The sequence below is a fragment of the Sphingobacteriaceae bacterium genome (assembly GCA_002319075.1).
Classification (GTDB): domain Bacteria; phylum Bacteroidota; class Bacteroidia; order B-17B0; family Aurantibacillaceae; genus Aurantibacillus.
Genome location: NVQB01000001.1, coordinates 1,417,202 through 1,436,891 on the forward strand (window position 1 = coordinate 1,417,202; position 19,690 = coordinate 1,436,891).

Sequence of the window (19,690 nt, forward strand, 5' to 3'; positions counted from 1 at the left end):
CGTTAAAAATTTTAACTAAAAGTATAATTTATAATGATTCTAAATAGTGTTTCAGGCAGCATAATTACAACAAAAACAAAAGCCGGAATTTTGTCCGGCTTTTAAATTCGTTTTTGAAAAAAATTCTGATAAATTATAGCGAATTTATTTGTTTTTTCCCTCCCAGGTAGAAGCTTGTTTACGTGAAAAACGTAATCCTAACATTAATTCATGTGTGCCCGAACTGTATTTACGAATTTTAGTAGTCGTGATATCATAAGAATAACCAATCATTAAATAATCTTTGTACATGTACCCAAGAAGCGCTGATATAGCATCTTTGTGGCGATATACCAGTCCTGCCCAAATTTCCTTTTTATAAATAACACGCGCTCCAATATCAAGTTTCGCAGGAGCGGGCTTTTCATACTTTACTAAAAAAGAAGGTTCTACCTGGAACTGTTCGTCAAGATCAATTTTATACGCTCCATTGATATTAAGCTGGCGCGCCAGTGTACTGTTTTTTGGTACACCTGTATAAAGACCAATTGGAGCCTGGTACATTTGAGGTAAACTCACTCCTAAATAGTATTTTTCTTTTTTGTAAAAATAAACACCTGCACCTAAATCTGGTACCGGAGCAGTTTTGTATGAAGTTAATAATTGCTGATCTCCTTCTTCTCTTAAGGTTACCTTGCTGCCATCAATACCCCATTGTTGTATACCCGCGTTTAAACCCATAGACAAGTGCATGTCGTTATTGAGTTTTAAATGGTAGGCATATGAGAAGGTAATTCCGGTACGGCGGGTAGGCCCAACAATGTCTGTATAAATATTCATACCAAGTCCCATATTTTTATCTCTTATGGGTCCCTGAAGGGTCAGCATATAAGTTCTTGGGGCATCGGTAATTCCTAACCATTGGTGACGGTTATTCGAACGTACCTCAGCGAAGTCGTCTCTCCCTGCAACAGCCGGATTGATGGCCATTTCGTTAAGCATGTATTGGGAGTATTGCGGCAACTGTTGCGCATTACCATACAAGCATGCAATTAAAAATATAAAGAGGTGTAACTTTTTCATTATCTGAAGATGGTCAATGGTCCTGTAATTGGTTTAGGATAACCAGGATGATTTAATTTAATAACGTAATAATAGGTTCCTACCGGCAGTTCAGCGCCCTTATATTTTCCATCAAACGGTGTGATGTATCCAGTTGATGAGAATACTGAGTCGCCCCAGCGATTAAAGATGTCTACAGTAGTGGCAGGAAACTGATCAATGTAATCGATAATCCAGGTATCGTTTTTACCATCGCCATTAGGAGTAAATCCACTTGTAATGTTTAACTCGGGATAGAGATTTACCTGCACCGTGTCGCTTGCCATACAACCATTACCATCTGTAACAGTTAGGGTGTAGGTAATTCCTATAGTGTTAGAAGCTACAGGATTACTTATAGTAGAATCATCGAGATATAAAGCAGGAGACCAGGTTAAGCTTACCGCGCTAAAGCTGGATGGACGCCCGCCAATAGTGACGGTCGAATATATTGGTATCATTTGATCTCTTCCTGCATCTACAGGAGGATTATCAAAAACACCCACCGACACCTGATCTTCACTATAACAGCTAGCCACGGCAGAGGTAGCTAACAGAACAAAATCATGACGTTCCTGCAGATTTTTCACCAGGTAAGTATCTCCTGTTCCAAGCACAAATGTTTTCTGTAAGTCTTCTGCAGCATACCAGCGATAAGACGTACTTCCGCCAGAACTTGTAGCTTGTAAAAGCACTGTTCCGGTTAAAGGACAGATGATTTTGTCTTCACCGGCATTGGAAGACACCGAAAGAGAAGGTACAATTTCCAGTACAGTACTTTTTGAACAACCCAAATTATCTAAAACATTTACAGAATATGAACCAGAGTATATATTGTTAATGTTCTGAGCAGCAGAGGTAAAGCTCGAAGGTCCGTTCCAAATAAAAGTATAGTTGGGTTGGCCGCCTCCCACTGTTAAAGTGATAGAACCATCTGCCACTGCACTGCACGATGAACTAAAAGTATTAGCAGTTAAAGATAATGCACTGGCACTTATAATAGTGTATGAAGGTGAAGCCACAGAACATCCTTTTGAATCAGTAACGGTTCCACTATAAACACCATCACAAAGTGATGTGATAGGATTTGCGTTGGCGTTTGCCAGGCTCCAGCTATAAGTATAAGGTGCAACTCCGCCATTAGGAATGAGGTTAACCGAACCATTACAATCTCCAAAACAAGTTGAATTGTGCAGATTAGGTATACCCAATTGTAAAAGCGGATTCTCTGTTACTGTAAAAGATTGAATCGTTTTACAACCACCGAAGTCCGTTACGGTAAGGGTAATAGGACCTTTACATAAATTGGTTACCACCGACGAAGTAGAAGCGTTACTCCATAAGAAAGTGATTGGGGTGTTGGTACCACTTGCACTGGTTGAAATTGATCCGGTACAAGCATTAAAACAATTAATATTTGATTGTGTAGCTTGTAAAACCGGTGCATTAGTATTACTTAAATTAATTGTATTTGATACCGAGCAGGCATTTGGCCCGCTTTCTGTTACAGTATAGGAATAAACCCCCGCATCGAGACCAGTAATAGATGTGCTTGACCCTGCAGGAGGATTCCAGACGATATTATAAGTAGGAGTTCCACCAGCAACCGTTATGCTGATAGAGCCATTAGGCTGAGCACAGAATGGAAGATAAACGAAGGGAGAAACCGTTAATGTAATTTGTGGATCAATAGTTACTGAGGCGATACGGATACAACTTTGTGCATCGGACATTTGCACATAATAAGTTCCAGGACACAAACCGGAGATCACAGAGTTTGTGCTTACAGGATTAATCCAGCTAAAGGAGATAGGAGCTGTTCCGCCGATAGGTGTTACGGTTGCAGCGCCGATGCAAGAACCTGAACATGGAATATTTTGCACGTTTGTAGTTTCGCCTGTAATGCCATTAGAGTTATTTACAATTACAGTATTTGTTTGAGAGCAGGATAAATTATCGGTTGCAGTAACCTGGTAAATTCCGGCACACACGTTAGTAATTATTGAACCTGTTGCCGAAGTAGACCAGTTATAGGTAAACGGACCGACTCCACCTGAAGCTGTAACCGAAGCCGTACCATTGCAAAGTCCGCAAGAAGGAGAGGTAATAGCCGCAGTGGAAATAATTTGAGCTCCTTGCGTAACTGACGCAGTAGCCACATTGCTACATCCATTATTATCTGTTATTATAGCGGTATAACTTCCGGCGGAAATATTTACAAGAGGATATCCAGTACTGCTATTATTCCAGCCAGCACTGTAAGGAGGCGTGCCACCGGTAATGGTAAGATCTATTTTTCCGGTACTGGCACCAAAACAAACTACATTCGTAACCGAGGGTGCAATTGTGAGACTGGATTGATCTGGCAAATTTAACCTGGTTGTATCGGTACAAACCCCATTATATTCAACAACAAAAGTATAATCCCCTGCACAAAGACCTGTAACGGCAGAGTTTGTAGACGAGGTTCCCATCCATGAATACACATATGGCGTAATACCTCCGGTTACGTCTACAGAGATACTACCATTACAAATACCAGGACATATAGGAAGACTTATGGAAGGCGTAGCGACAATTGGTGGAGGTTCAGAGATAACAGCAGTTGTAAAACCTATACATCCAGTTGCATCCGTTATCTGTGCAATGTAAGAGCCGGCACATAAATTGGTAAGCGCAACGTTTGCAGAACTTGGAGCGGTCCATGTGGCTGTATAAGGCCCTGTACCTCCAACAACATTACTAACATCTACCGAAGCGGCACCAGTGCACTGGGCGTTACAAGTAATACTGTTTGTAATTAACGGCATAGTGCTTGGCCCGTTTTGATTACTCAGCGCTACACCAAGTGTAGCCGTACAAGCATGCGAGTCGTTGACGGTTAGTGTATAGACCCCGGCAAATATACCGGTAAGAACCGAAGTAGTATTAGCTGATCCTGTCCATGAGTAGGTATAAGGAGTAAGCGTTCCGGGAGTTCCTCCTGACGCAATGGCTGTAACTGCACCATTAGACTGTGAGCAACTTGCCGGAGTAATAATTGTATTAACGGAGAAAGTTGGCGCATTGTTTAATGTAAAGCTCGTTGATGCCTGGCAACTATTCGCGTCTGAAATAAATAAAGAGTAGGTTCCCGCGCCCAAACCAGAAATTGTTTGGGTTGTTTTTGTTGGAGAACCTGTGGGTAGCCACGTGTAGGAAAGAGCACCAAAAGCGTTGGTTGCTATTGCAGATGCTGAACCATCAGTACTTGTATAACTAAGCGTTGAACAGAGTGGATTTGTAAAATTCACCGAAGCTATAAGCGCAGGTGGGTTTGTGAGTGTGGTTACTGCAGTTACTTCACACGAATTACCATCAATAGCCAGCAAAGTGTAAGTAGAACTAGGTGTAAATGTCGCACATAACCCAGTAGGATTTTGCCCGATACCTGACGGAGACCATGAATAAGTAACGCTGCCTTGTGCATTTGATATCACGGTCGTTATACTTCCGTCACAAGAGGCGTTACAAAGAGGATTTGAGGGGATTAAAGTTACACTAAGACTAAGAGGTGCACTAACTATAAACTGTTTTTCAGTAACACAACTGTTGGCATCTGAAACATAAGCAGTGTAGACTCCGGCACAAAGTGATCCCAAAGAAGACGTTGTAACTGAACTTGATGACCAACTATAGCTATAACCTGGCGTTCCGCCACTTGCGGTTTGCGTGGCAATGGCATTGCAAGAGTTAGAACAAGTTGCACTAAGAACATTAATACTACTTGTTATGGGCGTTGGCTGAGTCAGAGAAAAAGTCTTTGTGGCACTGCAGGTATTGGCATCCACAGCAGTAACCGTATAGATTATCGGAGTTGTTCCGGTAGTTGCACAGAGGTTAGAAATTACGGACGAAGATCCAGCAGCTGGTGCCCAGGAGTAGTTAATAAACCCTGCACCGCCGCTCGCGCTGGCGGTTATGGCTCCTGCGCAAACACTGTAACAGGTTAAATTTGTCGTAGTACCGGTTAAAACAATGGCCGCTGGTTGCGTTACTGTAAAAGTGAACGGGGTTGTACAAGTATGCGTATCGCTCAAATTCAGTGTATATACGCCAGCAGCAAGAGCTGTAACGGTAGCCGTATTTGAGCCAGTTAGACCAGGCGGCAGCCACGTGTATGAATATGCAGGAGTACCTCCACTTGGTGCAACGACAATTGATCCGGTTGGTGCATTAAAACAACTTAAATTAGTAACAGTTGCATTAGGAGCCAAAGGTAGCGGTTGATTAAGCATAACCGTTTGGGAATTAGTACATCCATTGTTGTCGGTGGCACTTATAATGTAGAGTTGGCCGGCAACGAGAGAAGTAGCTCTCGTAGTCGTTGTAGTGGTAGTTACATTTGTAACCGCTGGTGTCCATGCAAATACAAATGAAGTAGCCGAGACCCCTGAAGCGGTGGCAGAAATCACCCCTGTGGAATAACCGTAACAGGCTACAGAAGTGGTGGCAATTACGAAATTTGGAGCCGATGGTGGAACTAAACTGGTTACTGTGGAATTTACACAACCTGGACCATCCTTCACCTGGATAGAATAAGATCCTCCCGCCAGACCAGTAAATAAGCCGGTTGTATTGGCAGTTCCCGGAGGTGTAAGCGTATAGCCGTAAGGCCCCCCTTGTCCCGCTGAGGCGATAACAGTGAAGCTTCCATTTGCTCCAGTCGACGCACAAACAGTAGGATTACTCTTTGCCACTCCAATATTAATAATTGTTGGTTGTGTAACAGTCATCGTTTTACTCATGCTACAGCCATAAAAATCTCTTACAGTGAGGGTGTAAGGACCAGCAGCGAGGCCTGTGACGGAATTCGTAGAAGAATTAATTGAATTTGGACTCCATGTATAAGTGTAAGGTGGGTTGGGATTTGTACCTGGCGTACCGCCGGTAACAGTAGCAGTAATGGCAGCATTAGTAAATCCATAACAGGTTACCGAAAGAGAAGTTGGAGGAGGAATTGTTATTGTTACAAGGTTGGGCTGAGTTAAAACAACAGCAGCAGTATGAGAGCATGCAGGGGTAGATGTATCGGTTACCCTCACCGTGTAAGTGCCTGCAACCACCCCGGTAACAGAAGAGTTAGTTTGAGTAGGTGAAGTACTCCATGAATAAGTATAACTTCCAGATCCTCCTGAAGCAGAAACCGCTGCAGAACCGGTTGCTGCGCCATTACATAAAATACTTTGCCCGCTCGGTACAACGGTTACCGAAACTATCTGAGTCAAAGTAATTGTACGGACAACAAAACATCCCTTTGAATCGGTTACAGTGCCGGTATAAGTACCCGGACATAAACCTGAAAGCGTAGGCGTTGTTGGAAGCGGTCCGCCCAAGGAACTTGTCCAGCTGTAAGTGTATCCGGCCGTACCGAAAGAGGGTGTAAGTGTTGTGGAACCGCTACAAACAACACAACTTCCTGCGCCTGTAAGATTGGCAGCAAGAGCTGCAGGCGTAGCAATCGAAAAAGTTTTGGTATGCACGCAACTATTATTATCCGTAACCGTTGCTATATATGTTCCGGTTGGCTGTCCAACCAAAATACCTGTAGTATTACTAACAGTAGGTGCAGAATTAAAAGAGAAAGTAAAAGACCCGACCCCACCCCCAGCAATGACCGTTGCCGACCCTGTTGAAGCCCCAAAACAAGTTACCGGTGTTGTGGAAATAGTTGATGTGATGGGAGGAGGTGACGTTACACTCGCCACAACTGTTCTGGTGCAAAGATTGTTGTCAAGCACAGTTAGCGTATAAGACCCATTACATAATGCTGAGGCTGTTGCTGCTGTACTCACTACGACATTTAAAGAGTTGGTCCACGCGTAAGTGTAGGGACCTACTCCCCCGGATACAGTTGAACTAAGGGACCCATTACAAACTGAAAAACAAGTAATACTTGAAGAATTTACGGTTACACTCATTTGAGTGGGCTGCAATATAGTACCAATAGCCGACGCTGTACAACTGCGTGAATCCACCACATGAAAAGTGTAAGTTCCTGCACCCTGACCAGTTAACGGGTTGGCTGAATTGGTACCAGATAAGCTGGAAAAATAGGTTGTATACGGTCCTGTTCCCCCGTTGCCAGTATTTCCATTTAAGGCCCCGTTAGTTCCGGAAAAACAGCTTACTGATGTAGTTAAAACGCTTGGTTGCAGCAAAGCTGGTTGTGCAAGAGCTATAGAAATAGTTTGAGAACATAAAGAGTTATCTCTTATGATAAGAGAATAGTTAGCGGCACATAAATTATTATACGGAGGAGCATTCGTATTTGAGGTTACGCTGACTAGAGTGTATGAATATGGTGGTATACCACCTGAAGGCGTAGCTGTAATAACTCCGTTACAAGGAGCATTACCCACGTTACAAGTTAAACTTGTCGATACAACATTCGGCGTCACCCCGGCCGGTTCTTGAATAAGAACTGTCGTGGTTTTAACGCATGAAGCCGCATCTGAAACGGCAACTGTATAAAGTCCTTGAGCTAAACCATTAACTACTGAGCTGGTAGGCAGTGAGGGTGTCCAGACGTAAGAATAAGATGCACTATTTCCACCTGTTGCTGTAACTGTTGCCCCACCATTGTTTGCGCCAAAACAGGTAATGCTTCTGGAAATCGCGCTTACGCTAAATGTGGGCGGTTGTGTGATCGCAAAAGTAGCCGGTGTTGGTGAACAGGTATATCCATCGGTAATATAGGCAGTATAAGTACCCGCGCAAAGATTTGAAATTGAAGTAGCTGATCCCGTTGAAATTGTGTTTGAACTCGAAGGACCGACCCATACAATGTTGTAAGACCCTTGTCCCCCTTGCACTGTTAAAGAGGCTACGCCGGTGCATGAACCGCTGCAAACAACATTTGTTTTAGATGTTGTATAGGTTATAGGAGTAGACTCTGTGATAGTATAATTAGCTGTAAGTGAACAGGAGTTTTGGTCGGTTACGGTAACCGTAATCGGCCCATTGCTAAGTCCGGTTACTACAGAAGTGTTTCCAGCTGCTGGGTTCCAAACGTAAGTGTAAAGAGTAGTTCCTCCAGAAGCAAGGATAGACGCTATACCTGTTGATCCACCATTACAAAAAACATTTGTTTGGCTTGTAGTCGCAATAAGCGAACTAGGTTCTGTAATATTAGCACTAACAGTAATTGAACAACTCTTGGCATCCGTAATAGTAGCCGTAATAGGTCCGGGGCAAAGACTTCCTGAATTTACAGCTACACCAGAACTCGTTGTATTTATAAGACCATTGCTAAAAGAAACAGTGTAATTTGTATTGGCACCTTGACTAGGGGTTATTGCCAGTGTTCCATTGCACGCATTTTTACACAATACATTGGTTGCAACCGAGCTACTCAGTATCGCGGTAGGCGATGCGAATAAAGTACTATGCACAACCGCGCAAAGGTTATTATCCACAACTGTAATGGAAAGTATACCAGCGCATAAGTTTGTCATTGAAAGGCCACCTGAACTTGACGTTGTGTAAACACTTCCAGTTGGTGGACTTACGGTGAAATTATAAGGTGAACTGCCACCAACAAAAGCAAGGTTAACTGACCCAGTACAAGCACCATTACAGGCGATAGTTCTTGTTGAAAGAGTTACCGGAGTTATACTTGGTTTAATAACGGAAGCACTAATGTCGTCCAGATAAGCACCTGTTTGGTCCTGAACGATAATATTATATGCAGTAGTACAACTACAAACACTTGAGATTGTATAAGTGCCTGGGCTAACATTGGTGAGACTGCCAAGTGCCGAACAGGTCCCTGTGGAGGGAATATCAACGTTGTAAGCGGTTATAGTCTGAGGATAATACGGCGCAAAACATGAAAATGGTGGTAATGTAATTATGATGCTACCATCACAACCTGGCGAGCAACTTGGACGAACAACAGTGGGAGTAGTTAAACACAGAGCATTTGTTTGACTGCCACTATATTTTCCTGAAGATACAGAGATTGTGCTGTTAAGATCACTTGAGCTAATAGGTACTTTATTCAGATATGAATTTCCAACCTGCATGTTGGAGTTCTTACTGATGTCTAAAATTTTTGAAATTCTTAATATAGCCCTGTTGAAATTAAGGGCGCTACTATTTTGGATCGAAAGCTTTCCTGCCTGCAAAATAGAATTACGGAATTCTATACCTGCATTATTAATAGTGATTGTGTTTGACTCCTGTAATTTCAAGTTACCGATCATCCACTGCCCACCCGTAACATTGACATTATTGTTTAACCGAGCAGTACCCAAACTGATAACTCCTATGTTAGAACTATTTGTTCCTAAACCAGTGAACTCAAAAGTAACTGTTGAATTAAAGTTTTCAAAAAGGTTCACAAAACTTTTGGAAATTACAAGCTTTGCCTGCAAGCCAGTTTTTTTGAATGTAAGCGAATTTTCAGATTCTATAAAAATACTTTGAACAGAAAATGTAGAATTCACGTAAACTTCCGTAATTCCAATTCCAACTGAATTGTCAAAAACCAAATGACTCGTCGAATCCGGTAGTGTGCTAGAAGATGGCCCCCCCGAAGTTAAGCTCCAATGTGTAGGGTCATTAAAATTACCGCTTCCGCCAACCCAATAAAGAGTCTGTGCTCTTAGTGTGGTAAGAGCAAGGAAACTAAGTAATACTACAATAAAACGTCTGTTTTTTCTCAAGCGCATAAAAAATTAACCTCTTTAACGTAAATCAATGTTAAAAAGTTACTAAGATACGACAATTTAATTGGATATTTATAAGCTGTAAGGCTTCAGCCAGAAAATGGAACACCTAAATATTTAGATTTTCAAAGTTATGAACAAAAAAGAGTTAAATAGTTGGACTCAACTAAGTCAGGAAAAAAAATACGAAAATCCCTGGATTAGTTTGACTGAGCACCAGGTTTTAAATCCTTCCGGCAATCCTGGTATCTACGGGGTTGTGAGCTTCAAAAACCTGGCTATTGGAGTCTTAGCCCTTGACGATCAGCATAATACATGGTTAGTGGGACAGTGGCGCTATCCTCTGAAAGCTTATAGCTGGGAAATTCCTGAAGGTGGCGGTCCTCTGGGAATAGACCCTTTGGATTCTGCAAAACGGGAGTTGAAAGAGGAAACTGGCTTAATTGCGGCAAAATATACGGTTATTGGAAAAATTCACACCAGTAATTCAGTATGCGACGAATCGGGCATTCTCTATTTGGCTCAGGACTTAACTTTTTCGGAAGCTGAACCAGAAGAAAGCGAAGATTTACAAGTCAAAAAAATGCCTTTTTCAGAGGCTTATCAAATGGTAATGGATGGGAAGATCACAGATTCATTAAGTATGGTGGCTATTTTAAAAGTGAAAGTGTTAATGGATTCGGGTAAACTATGAACGTTGTTTAAAAAAATGGATTAAGTTTTAAATCACAAAATTCTATCTATGCAAATCCCTTAGATGGTTATTTTCTCAGCACTTCTACATAAATAATTATCTTTACGTTCTTCAATTAAAAAAATTTACGCCAAACAGAAACATGAAAGCACTTGTTCAGAATTTTACAAATCAATTAAAGGAAGCAAAAGCTATTGCAGAGAAGGCCGTTATTTCGGAAAGTAAGAATATCAAAAACATTGTAATTACAGGTCTTGGCGGTTCAGGAATTGGCGGAACAATTATTTCAGAACTTATCTCTGATTCTTGTACTGTTCCTGTTACTATTAATAAGGATTATTTTATTCCTGCATTTGTAAATGAGTCTACTTTGCTTATTGTATCAAGTTACTCTGGAAATACAGAAGAAACATTAAGTGCTTTGGAAATTGCTATTTCTAAAAAAGCGCAGATTGTTTGTGTTACAAGCGGTGGGAAAGTTTTAGAATTAGCAAAACAACACCAGTTTGATTTTATTGAAATTCCAGGCGGTATGCCTCCTCGTTCTTGCATAGGATTTGGTTTGGTAGAAATGATTAAAGTGTTGGTGGGTAAAGGTTTTGCAGACAAAAAATTATTTGCTGACCTTGATAAATCGATTGAATTATTGGATAAAGAAAACGAAGCGATAAAAGCAGAAGCTCAGAAAATCGCTGGAAGTCTTATAAATAAATTTCCGATTCTTTATTCTTTGGGAAGCTGCGAAGGAACGGTTGTTAGGTTCAGGCAACAAATAAACGAGAACAGTAAAATGCTTTGCTCGCACAATACTTTTCCAGAAATGAATCATAATGAGCTTGTTGGCTGGACGACTAAAAACGAAGATCTGGTTGTTATTACTTTTCATACTTCTTTTGATTACGCCCGCACAAAAAAACGCTACGAGGTTTGCAAGCCCATTTTTGAAAAATACTCCAGCGGTGTTATAGATATAACCGCAAAAGGCAGCAGTAAGCTTGAACAATTTTTTTACCTGATTAATATTGGCGACTGGATTAGCTGTTATGTTGCAGATCTTCGTGGGATTGATCCAGTGGAGGTGAATGTGATTGATAAGCTGAAAGCAGAACTTTCTAAGTTTTAAGGTAGCGCTTCACTAAAGTGAAGTACCGAAAAGTTTGACACCAATTTTACGAATTACACTAAAGGTTAAGAACAAGGATAATGCCTAATCAAAGGATTAGTGCCTGACTAAATTGAAAAAAGGGGTAAAACCAACTCCACGAATTACTGTATAACGCTGAGTGATTAATATATCTTCCTAGTAATGAATGAAGGTTTACTATACAAAGAACTATCCTACCAGATCGTAGGAATTTGCATGGAAGTTCATAGTATTTCAGGTAAGGGGCATAGCGAGAACTTTGGTGAAGATTCTTTGAAACACAAAAGAATTGTCTTGTGATAAATTATGTCTCGTCACTAACCACTTCATTACAATTAGTGTTATTAGTGAAATTTGTGTCTGTGTACCAAAAGTCTTGGATAATTATAACATTTGTATTTATATGGGGAAATCATATACTAAAGTCTTTCTTGTAATTTTGCATTGATAATGGAGTCGCAATTTCAAAATAAAACTATTTTATTTCAAGACCTTGGGGTAATGGACTATAAAGAATGCTGGGATTACCAGGAGTCTTTATTTAATGCTACCATTCAACAAAAAATCGCGAATCGTGATCTTCCGGAAGAGCAAAAAGTACAGACAAAAAATCATTTGTTATTTGTGGAGCATCCGCATGTTTACACGTTGGGAAAAAGTGGTGATGAAAAAAATCTTTTACTGAACGAGCAGGAACTCATAGATAAACACGCGAATTACTATAAAATAAATCGTGGTGGCGACATTACTTATCATGGTCCCGGTCAGCTTGTGGCCTACCCTATTTTGGATCTCGATAATTTTTTTACAGACATCCATAAATACTTACGTTTACTTGAAGAAACGATCATTCTTACTTTAAAAGAGTATGGCATTAAAAGTGGCAGAAGTGCAGGAGAAACAGGTGTTTGGCTGGATGCAGATGATAAAAGTAAAGCGCGTAAAATTTGTGCGTTCGGAGTGCGCTGCAGCCGCTGGGTTACTATGCATGGTTGGGGATTTAATGTAAACTCAGATATGAGTTATTTTAATAACATTATTGCCTGCGGCATTCAGGATAAAGCAGTGACTAGTCTAGATAAGGAACTTGGCAGACCAGTGGACATGGAAGAAATTAAAGAAAAATTAAAGCGACACTTCAGTATTCTTTTTGATGCTCAGCTCACAGCACCAGCCGGTGCATTGAAATAATTATCTTGAAATCACCAATTTTCTGACTGCTAGTGTGTGATTTGAATTTATACATTTCACAAAATAAATTCCAGCCTCCATGCCAGATATATCCAGGCTCGAAGCACCAGAAAGTTCACTTTCAAAAACGAGCTTTCCACCAACATCTAAAATTTGAAGCGAAATTTTCTCATTTAAAGTTTTATAGTTTACAATTAGTTCGTTAGTAGCTGGATTTGGGTAAATTGACAAAGCTTCATTATTTTTTATTTTTTCTAAGCTCGTCAAAGGCTGTTGTGAGATAAAAATCTTATTAGCGTTATCCACAAAATAGGAGCTGTAATTGTAAGTGTAAATAGCATTAATTGCCTGGGTTGTATTACTGGTTTCGTTGGTCCAGCTTGTTCCACCATTTGTTGTTTTTAGAAGTGTGCCATTTTCTCCACCTACAAAACCTGTTAATGCATTTGCAAACTGAATGCATCCGTAAGTTCCTGAGGGTACTGAAGTGATTGCGTTGAAGCTGGCACCATTGTCCGTACTTTTATAAATCTGCCCGTTTTTTTTGAGTACCAACAAATCGCCTGAGGCTGAGACCTGGAAATTCACAATAGCATTTACAGAATCTATTAATAAAGGTTGCCAGGTCATTCCGGAGTTCCTGATTTTAATAAACGTTGTTTTTGCGGTGTTTGAAGTAAATTTTGCAATTGTAAAACCTATGCTGTCATTTATAAAATGAAGCATTCCGTAAGTGGGGAAAAAACCGGATACAAATGAAGTGGTTGAAACTCCACCGACTTTATTATACCGGATAACCATAGCAGAAGTGGCCGATGCAACTGCATAAACATACGAAGGAGAAATGGCAGTAGCCATACCCGCAGGTATTACATTTTGCGCGAAGCCGCTTGTAGTTACAAATGCATCAGGTGAATATTGGAAATAGGTTCCCCCACCATAATACGAAAACCAGGCGTATTCGGTACCTGAAGTGGAAGTGGACATTGCCAAAGCGGACTCTTCTACCGAAGCCCCTCGTTGCACGGAATTGAGGTCATCAGTAGACATCATAAAATAACCATAGGGACCATTATGCACAGATCCGGAAGAGCAAAGCGACGTGTAAATAATTTTTCCATCTGCTAATGGGCGGATGTACCCTGGATTTGTTTGTTGACCTGTACATATAAAATTGCTCCCCGTGAATGCGCTTATTGGATTTGGAAGGGCCGTCCATTGAGCATTTAGGGGGCGACTTGCTGTGAAAATAACTAAAAGTGCAAGAACTGATTTTCTAAAATACTGTTTCATTGTGTTAGGTATTAAATGAAAGATTGAAAGATTTTATATTTAGACGGAAAACTATCGCTCGCCGTTGGGTTAAATCAAAATTAAACATTTTTTCTACCTGGTAACCAAAAGTTTAAAAGATTGAACATAATCTTGTGAGCTGATAATAATGGTATACAAACCATTTTCCAAAAACGAAATATCTATAAGCTCTTCATTAAAGCATTTCACAACCAACTTACCACTGAGATCTCTAAACTCAATTCTGAAATTTTGTCTCGACATATATTTAGTTTCAATATGTATAAGATTAGTAGCGGGATTAGGATATATACTAACTAATTTTTCCTCTTTCATTTCTTCCTGCAAAAATACGGGAGTTTGAGTTGTTGTATTGAGGCTTGCCATCTTCATACCATTTCCAAAACTTGTTACCCAAAGCTCATTAGCGTTATGTGGATTAAAAAATACGCGCTCGGGCTGCTGAAAAGGATAAGATTGCACCTGGGTAAATACTGGTGTTGTTGCATTAATGTTACTGGACATCCACAAGCCATTTGTTTCTGTAGTCATGTAGATCTGATTGGGATCGGTTGGATGAAAGGTGCAGGAAGTCACTCTGTCTATTGTTGATGCATTCGTAAGCTTTGTCCATGAAGTTCCACGGTTTGTAGTTTTGTACAGTCCCCCCAACCCATTTGGAGCGCCGCCCCAGCCGCTAAATACACCAACGTACCAGGTATTTTGATTTGCATCATTCGGATCTACAACAATATCTTTGGTCCAGTATTGCATGCCTGAATGTGAAACGTCGGCCCAGGTATTTAAAACAGGATCGTAAATAAAAACTCCTGAACTGGCCGTGAAGGCGGTACTTGTTCTTCTGCCAGAATAAGTGCAAACCATTTTTCCATCATTTAAAACCACTATAGTTGCAGGATGCTTTTCTGTGCGCGGAGGGGCAGGCAAAAGGGTCCAGCTCGACGTGGATAAATTCTGAAGATCGTTAGTCATGTAAATACCACCTACTCCACTGCCCCCTCCGTAATGAATAACACTGGCATAGGCGCGGTTTGGATTTGAAGGATCAAGGGCAATCCAAAAAACCGGATGATTAAACACTTTTAAATTTTGCCAACTTTGCCCGTTGTTTGATGAGTAGATCAGCTTTCCGTTGGCATCGTTCGCGTCCAGAATAATATCCTGCAAACGTGTACTTTGATACATATCGTGAATATTGGAAGTTGCGGCAAAAAGCGTTCCGTTAGCAGGATGTTGGGCTATGCGGTACATAGAATTGCCAGTATGCCCTGTATAGTTAAAAGACCAGGAAGCGCCACTGTTAACACTTCTCAATCCTCTGATATCCGAAAAACAAGCAAACATATCGGTTGCGCTTGTCCAATGAATTTGCCAGCAGGTTGTATTCTCAAGCCCACAAGTCTGATAAGAATTATTCTGAGGCGTGTTTGCTCCCGCAGGATGTTGATCTGAGGTGTTCACATAAGCTTGCTGCCATGAGGTGCCACCGCTCGTGCTTTTGTGTACAAATCCAAAATCTCCGAAAATTAATTTCTGTGCATTATTGGGGGCAACGGCTATTGAAAAAGGACATTCACCATAACCCCAGCCACGATCTCCACCCTGACCACTCCATCCGGTTACAACATTCTGGTTACCGTTAGAATTGAACACATGGATCCAGTTTGATCCGCCGTCTGTGGTTTTTATAATATCGGGAACCCCATTGGCATTGCTTCCGGCAAGGTACACAGTATCTATACAATTGGCAGCCATGCCAACAAACATTGGAAAATCAGTAGCTGTATTTATAGCAGTGGTTTTTGCGACCCAATTTCCAACACCATAATCCAGTGCATAAATTCCTTTTGCGAAACCATAATAATCCGATCCAACTAGTCCTGGATAAATATCATTTGGGAGCCCGGTAATGCAAAAGAACCTGGTGGTTGTTCCCACTTTGGCTCCCGCAAAAGACCAAATCGTTTCAGAGGAAGGAATACCGGGTGTTGTTGCAGTTGTCCAGTTTGTGCCGCCATTAGACGAAACCAATACACCATCATTTGTTCCGATATAAATATTAAGGCCATCAAAAAAAACACCGCCAACAGTGTTCCCTGCGGAGGTGGCTGCGGTATGAATACTGGTGAAGGTAGTGCCTCCATTTGAAGAAAAATATATTTCACCATAATAAGAAATTATTACCCGTGAAGGATTAGTGTAATCGACATCTATACTGAAAGTTTCTTCAGAATCATCGGGGTTACCCGAAAGTTTTGTCCAGGTGACGCCATTATCGGTGCTTTTCATGGGAAGAATCATATCCTTAGCGTAACTAATTGTATATAATAAACCCGATGTGGATGTGTAACACACTTTAGAATTATGTCCTCCAATGACCTGTTGAAAGTTAACCTGATCATAAGATGTGCCAAAGGTTGTGGTATGAAATAATTCACCCATATCGCAGGCTACGTAATATTCGTTATGATTTGCGGGATTAATAGAAAGGGCAAAAAGTGCACCACCGCCGCCAATGCCTTTAGAAACAAAATTTGCCGGTTGTGAAAAAAGTGTTTGACTTAGAAACAGAAGAAAAAAAATACTGCTATTTTTCATGATTCAGATTTTAGTTAAAACTAAAGTAAACTAAAAAATAAACCCTGCAAGCGGGATCTTACACTATTTCGCGCCAGGAACCTGAGAATGCAGTATAGCATGTTATAGTGACAGAGGGATATAGATGGGTTCGCGCAGAGACGCTATGAACGCAAAGGGTTTAGAAATAGAGCGTGGTAGATCTTAATGGTTCGCGCAAAGACGCTAGGAGCGCAAAGGACTTATCAATAGAGCGTAGTAGGGTTTTTAAGGGGTTCGTGCAAAGACGCTATGAACGTAAGGCTATGTTAAAACAACAGTACTGCAAAATAAAAGTTAGTATGGGCTTTGTTTACGAACCAACTTTCCAAATAATTTTGGAAATAAACGTTTTATATGCACCATTAGAATTTCCTTACCACCGATATAAATTTCTTCTTTATTAGCTTTAAGTCCGGCGATAATTTGTAGCGCGCACTCTTCAGGAGACAAAGCATCTTTGTGACTCGGATCCATTTCACTGTGTTTTTTTCCTGTAGCAGTAACCGCGTTGTGCGAGACATTTGTTTTTATTTTCCCAGGACAAACTATCAGAGTTTTGATATTATATTTTTCAGTTTCCAACCTCAGCGAATCAAAAAAACCGTGCAGGGCATGTTTTGCAGCACTGTAAGATGTTCTCAAAAAGAACCCGAATTTTCCGGCAATGCTACTTATAATAATAAATTGTCCGCTTTTTTGACGCTTCATGTAAGGCAAAACAGCTTTGGCAAGACTTACATAAGAGAAATAATTTACTTCCATTAACTGGCGATCGATTTCTATGGATGTTTCAATCGCTTCACCACGTTGACTGTAACCTCCGTTATTTACCAGGATATCAATTCTTCCAAATTTATTCATGATCTGTGCTGCAAGTCCTGTAGCATTTTTGGTATCACTTAAATCAAAAGGTAAAATCATGAGATCAAGCTCGGGCAATTTTGTTAAGGCGGCAACGCGTTTTAACTCATCTTCGCGTCTCGCAGAAAGAATTAACCTTGCTTCCAATCTCGCAAACTCCAGAGCAAGGGCTTCTCCTATGCCTGAAGAAGCGCCGGTAATCCAAATGACTTTATCTTTAAAAGGTTTCTCCATTTTTTTTCGACAACCCTGACAGAGTTATAATTTATTGTTTAACCCCATCAGGAATTGTAAGCAATTTAATAATTTCTTCGGGTTTAATTTTTGTAATGCAATCGCAGTCTTTTTTTTGCTGGCAATCAGGGCAATTTTCATCGGCCACTAAAACATTTGCTTTTTTGCCAAGAGGCATCCACCTTCCCGGGTGAATTGGACGTTTAGGCGAAAATAATCCCACGGCATTTTTATTAAGTGCGGCGGCAATGTGCAATGGTCCGGTACTTGCAGCTACTAGTCCATCTGCTTTATTAATAAAAGCAATAAACTGTTGTAACGCTAATTGACCTGTTATATCTGTTGCCTTATGATTTCCTTCTAAAAACTCTTTCATCAGTTCGCCGTCCTGTTTTGTTCCGCTGATAAAAACTTTAAATTTCTCAGGAGGAAGTAACTCAATTAGCTTTTTAAAATTATCAAGACCCCACTCTTTCGCACTTCCCTTAGATTTAGGATGAAGAATAAGATTAAATTTCGTTTTATCAATCAGAAGATCATATTTTTCTTCCAGCTTTGGAATCTTTGTAAATCCGTAATACTTCTGCACACCCTCTAATAAAACGTCAGAATTAATATTTAGAAAGCTTAAAAGTTTCAAATTAAGCTGTGCCTCATGCAGATCGGATTTTCTTCGAGAAAGTTTTACTAATTTATTGCAAGTAAGCCAATGATAAATACGGTTTGTGGTACCCACGCGTAGGGGAATTCTCGCAGCTTTCGCAAGTTCAGCAATTTTCTTTTTTGGAAAAACATGAAGAAAAATATCCGCTTGATACTTTTGAATAAACTTAATCTGTTCTTTTGGAGCAAGTTTTTCTATGTCATCATAATTTATAAACCCATCTACAAATTCACTCAACGCAACTATCTCTTTTGTATAAGTTCTGCCTAAAAAAAATACCGTACTTTGCGGATACTGCGCTTTAATGAGGCCTGCCATAGGCAGCGTCAACACCACATCACCAATACTGTCGGTACGACTCAGGATGATCTTAAAATTATTTTCGAAGGTTTTGATAAGTCAGTGTTCTGATTTTTTTATATTTTAAATAAGCTGCATAAGCAGAAATTTTCGAGATCTGATACCCTGCTTTTCCATCCAGGAAACCAAGATGTAGTAAATAATGGTCTACAAATTTTGCAATGGGATTAACAACTAATTTATAAAACGGAGCGCGTTTACCCCTCTCTACATAAGCTTTAGAGGCAATAGTCGTAAAGTACTCTACTTGTTTATAATGGTCTTCGGTAGAATAATAACTGTAGTGTAAAATATCTCCTTTTAAATGTCCGGTATTTTTATCCCCGGCAAATAACTCGTATTTGTCGTGAGGATTAATGCCCGTCCAGTGTCCTTTACGTCTGTCACACAACCTCAGCTTAGAATCCGGATACCATCCGCAGTGTTTTACCCAATGTCCACAATAATTCGTGAGACGATCAAGGTAATAGCCATCCTTTTCAAAATTCTCTTTTGTCTTTTTTATTGAAGCTTTTAAGGTTTCATCCAGAGCTTCATCGGCATCTAAAGATAAAATATGCGGGTTGGAAGCGTAAGTGATAGCCCGGTTTTTTTGTTGTATGTGTCCATCAAAAGCATGTTGAAAGAACTTTACTCCGTGCTTTTCGCAAATAGCCTGGGTTTTATCCTTACTAAAAGAATCGAGTACAACAATTTCGTCCGCCACTTCTTTTACAGAAAGCAGGCAGCGTTCGATGTTTTTCTCTTCGTTAAAGGTGATTATAACAACAGATAATTTTATCACGGCGTAAAAGTACCAAATTTTACAGAACTCTTTA

10 protein-coding genes are annotated in these 19,690 nt (G+C 40.4%); 3 read left to right on the forward strand and 7 right to left on the reverse strand.

Annotated features, from left to right (window positions below):
- Window positions 1-144: 144 nt before the first annotated feature.
- Both CNR22_06385 and CNR22_06390 read right to left on the reverse strand, forming a co-directional pair.
- Entirely contained in the window at window positions 145-1,062 is a 918-nt protein-coding gene (locus CNR22_06385) for a hypothetical protein (GenBank protein ID PBQ31404.1), read from the reverse strand.
- A complete protein-coding gene (locus CNR22_06390; protein PBQ31405.1) occupies window positions 1,062-9,794 on the reverse strand; it encodes a hypothetical protein in 8,733 nt (2,910 codons plus the stop codon). The genes CNR22_06385 and CNR22_06390 overlap by 1 nt, the downstream gene beginning before the upstream one ends.
- A 130-nt stretch (window positions 9,795-9,924) precedes the next feature.
- Between CNR22_06390 and CNR22_06395 the strand changes: the two genes are divergently transcribed.
- The 3 genes from CNR22_06395 (at window position 9,925) to CNR22_06405 (ending at window position 12,820) form a co-directional block, all read left to right on the forward strand.
- Window positions 9,925-10,485: a DNA mismatch repair protein MutT gene (locus CNR22_06395; GenBank protein PBQ31406.1), complete on the forward strand. Its 561-nt coding sequence runs from the start codon at window positions 9,925-9,927 to the stop codon at window positions 10,483-10,485.
- A 142-nt stretch (window positions 10,486-10,627) separates the two neighbouring features.
- Window positions 10,628-11,608 (forward strand): bifunctional phosphoglucose/phosphomannose isomerase, encoded by a 981-nt coding sequence (locus tag CNR22_06400; GenBank protein ID PBQ31407.1) that lies wholly within the window; start codon window positions 10,628-10,630, stop codon window positions 11,606-11,608.
- A gap of 471 nt (window positions 11,609-12,079) precedes the next feature.
- Window positions 12,080-12,820 (forward strand): lipoyl(octanoyl) transferase, encoded by a 741-nt coding sequence (locus tag CNR22_06405; protein PBQ31408.1) that lies wholly within the window; start codon window positions 12,080-12,082, stop codon window positions 12,818-12,820.
- Here the strand turns inward: CNR22_06405 and CNR22_06410 are convergent, their stop codons facing one another.
- The 5 genes from CNR22_06410 to CNR22_06430 all read right to left on the reverse strand — a co-directional run bounded on the left by CNR22_06410 (window position 12,821) and on the right by CNR22_06430 (window position 19,656).
- Window positions 12,821-14,113, reverse strand: coding sequence for a hypothetical protein (locus CNR22_06410; GenBank protein PBQ31409.1), 1,293 nt, complete (start codon window positions 14,111-14,113; stop codon window positions 12,821-12,823). It lies immediately after the preceding gene.
- A 93-nt stretch (window positions 14,114-14,206) separates the two neighbouring features.
- Entirely contained in the window at window positions 14,207-16,732 is a 2,526-nt protein-coding gene (locus tag CNR22_06415; protein ID PBQ31410.1) for a hypothetical protein, read from the reverse strand.
- Window positions 16,733-17,047: 315 nt separating this feature from the next.
- The gene (locus tag CNR22_06420; GenBank protein ID PBQ31411.1) at window positions 17,048-17,848 is read right to left on the reverse strand and encodes a short chain dehydrogenase; all 801 of its coding nucleotides are present in this window, start codon (window positions 17,846-17,848) and stop codon (window positions 17,048-17,050) included.
- A gap of 31 nt (window positions 17,849-17,879) precedes the next feature.
- On the reverse strand, window positions 17,880-18,848 hold the full coding sequence (locus CNR22_06425; GenBank protein PBQ31412.1) for a glycosyl transferase family 9: 969 nt from the start codon (window positions 18,846-18,848) through the stop codon (window positions 17,880-17,882).
- A 40-nt stretch (window positions 18,849-18,888) separates the two neighbouring features.
- The gene (locus tag CNR22_06430) at window positions 18,889-19,656 is read right to left on the reverse strand and encodes a glycosyl transferase (GenBank protein ID PBQ31413.1); all 768 of its coding nucleotides are present in this window, start codon (window positions 19,654-19,656) and stop codon (window positions 18,889-18,891) included.
- Window positions 19,657-19,690: the final 34 nt, after the last annotated feature.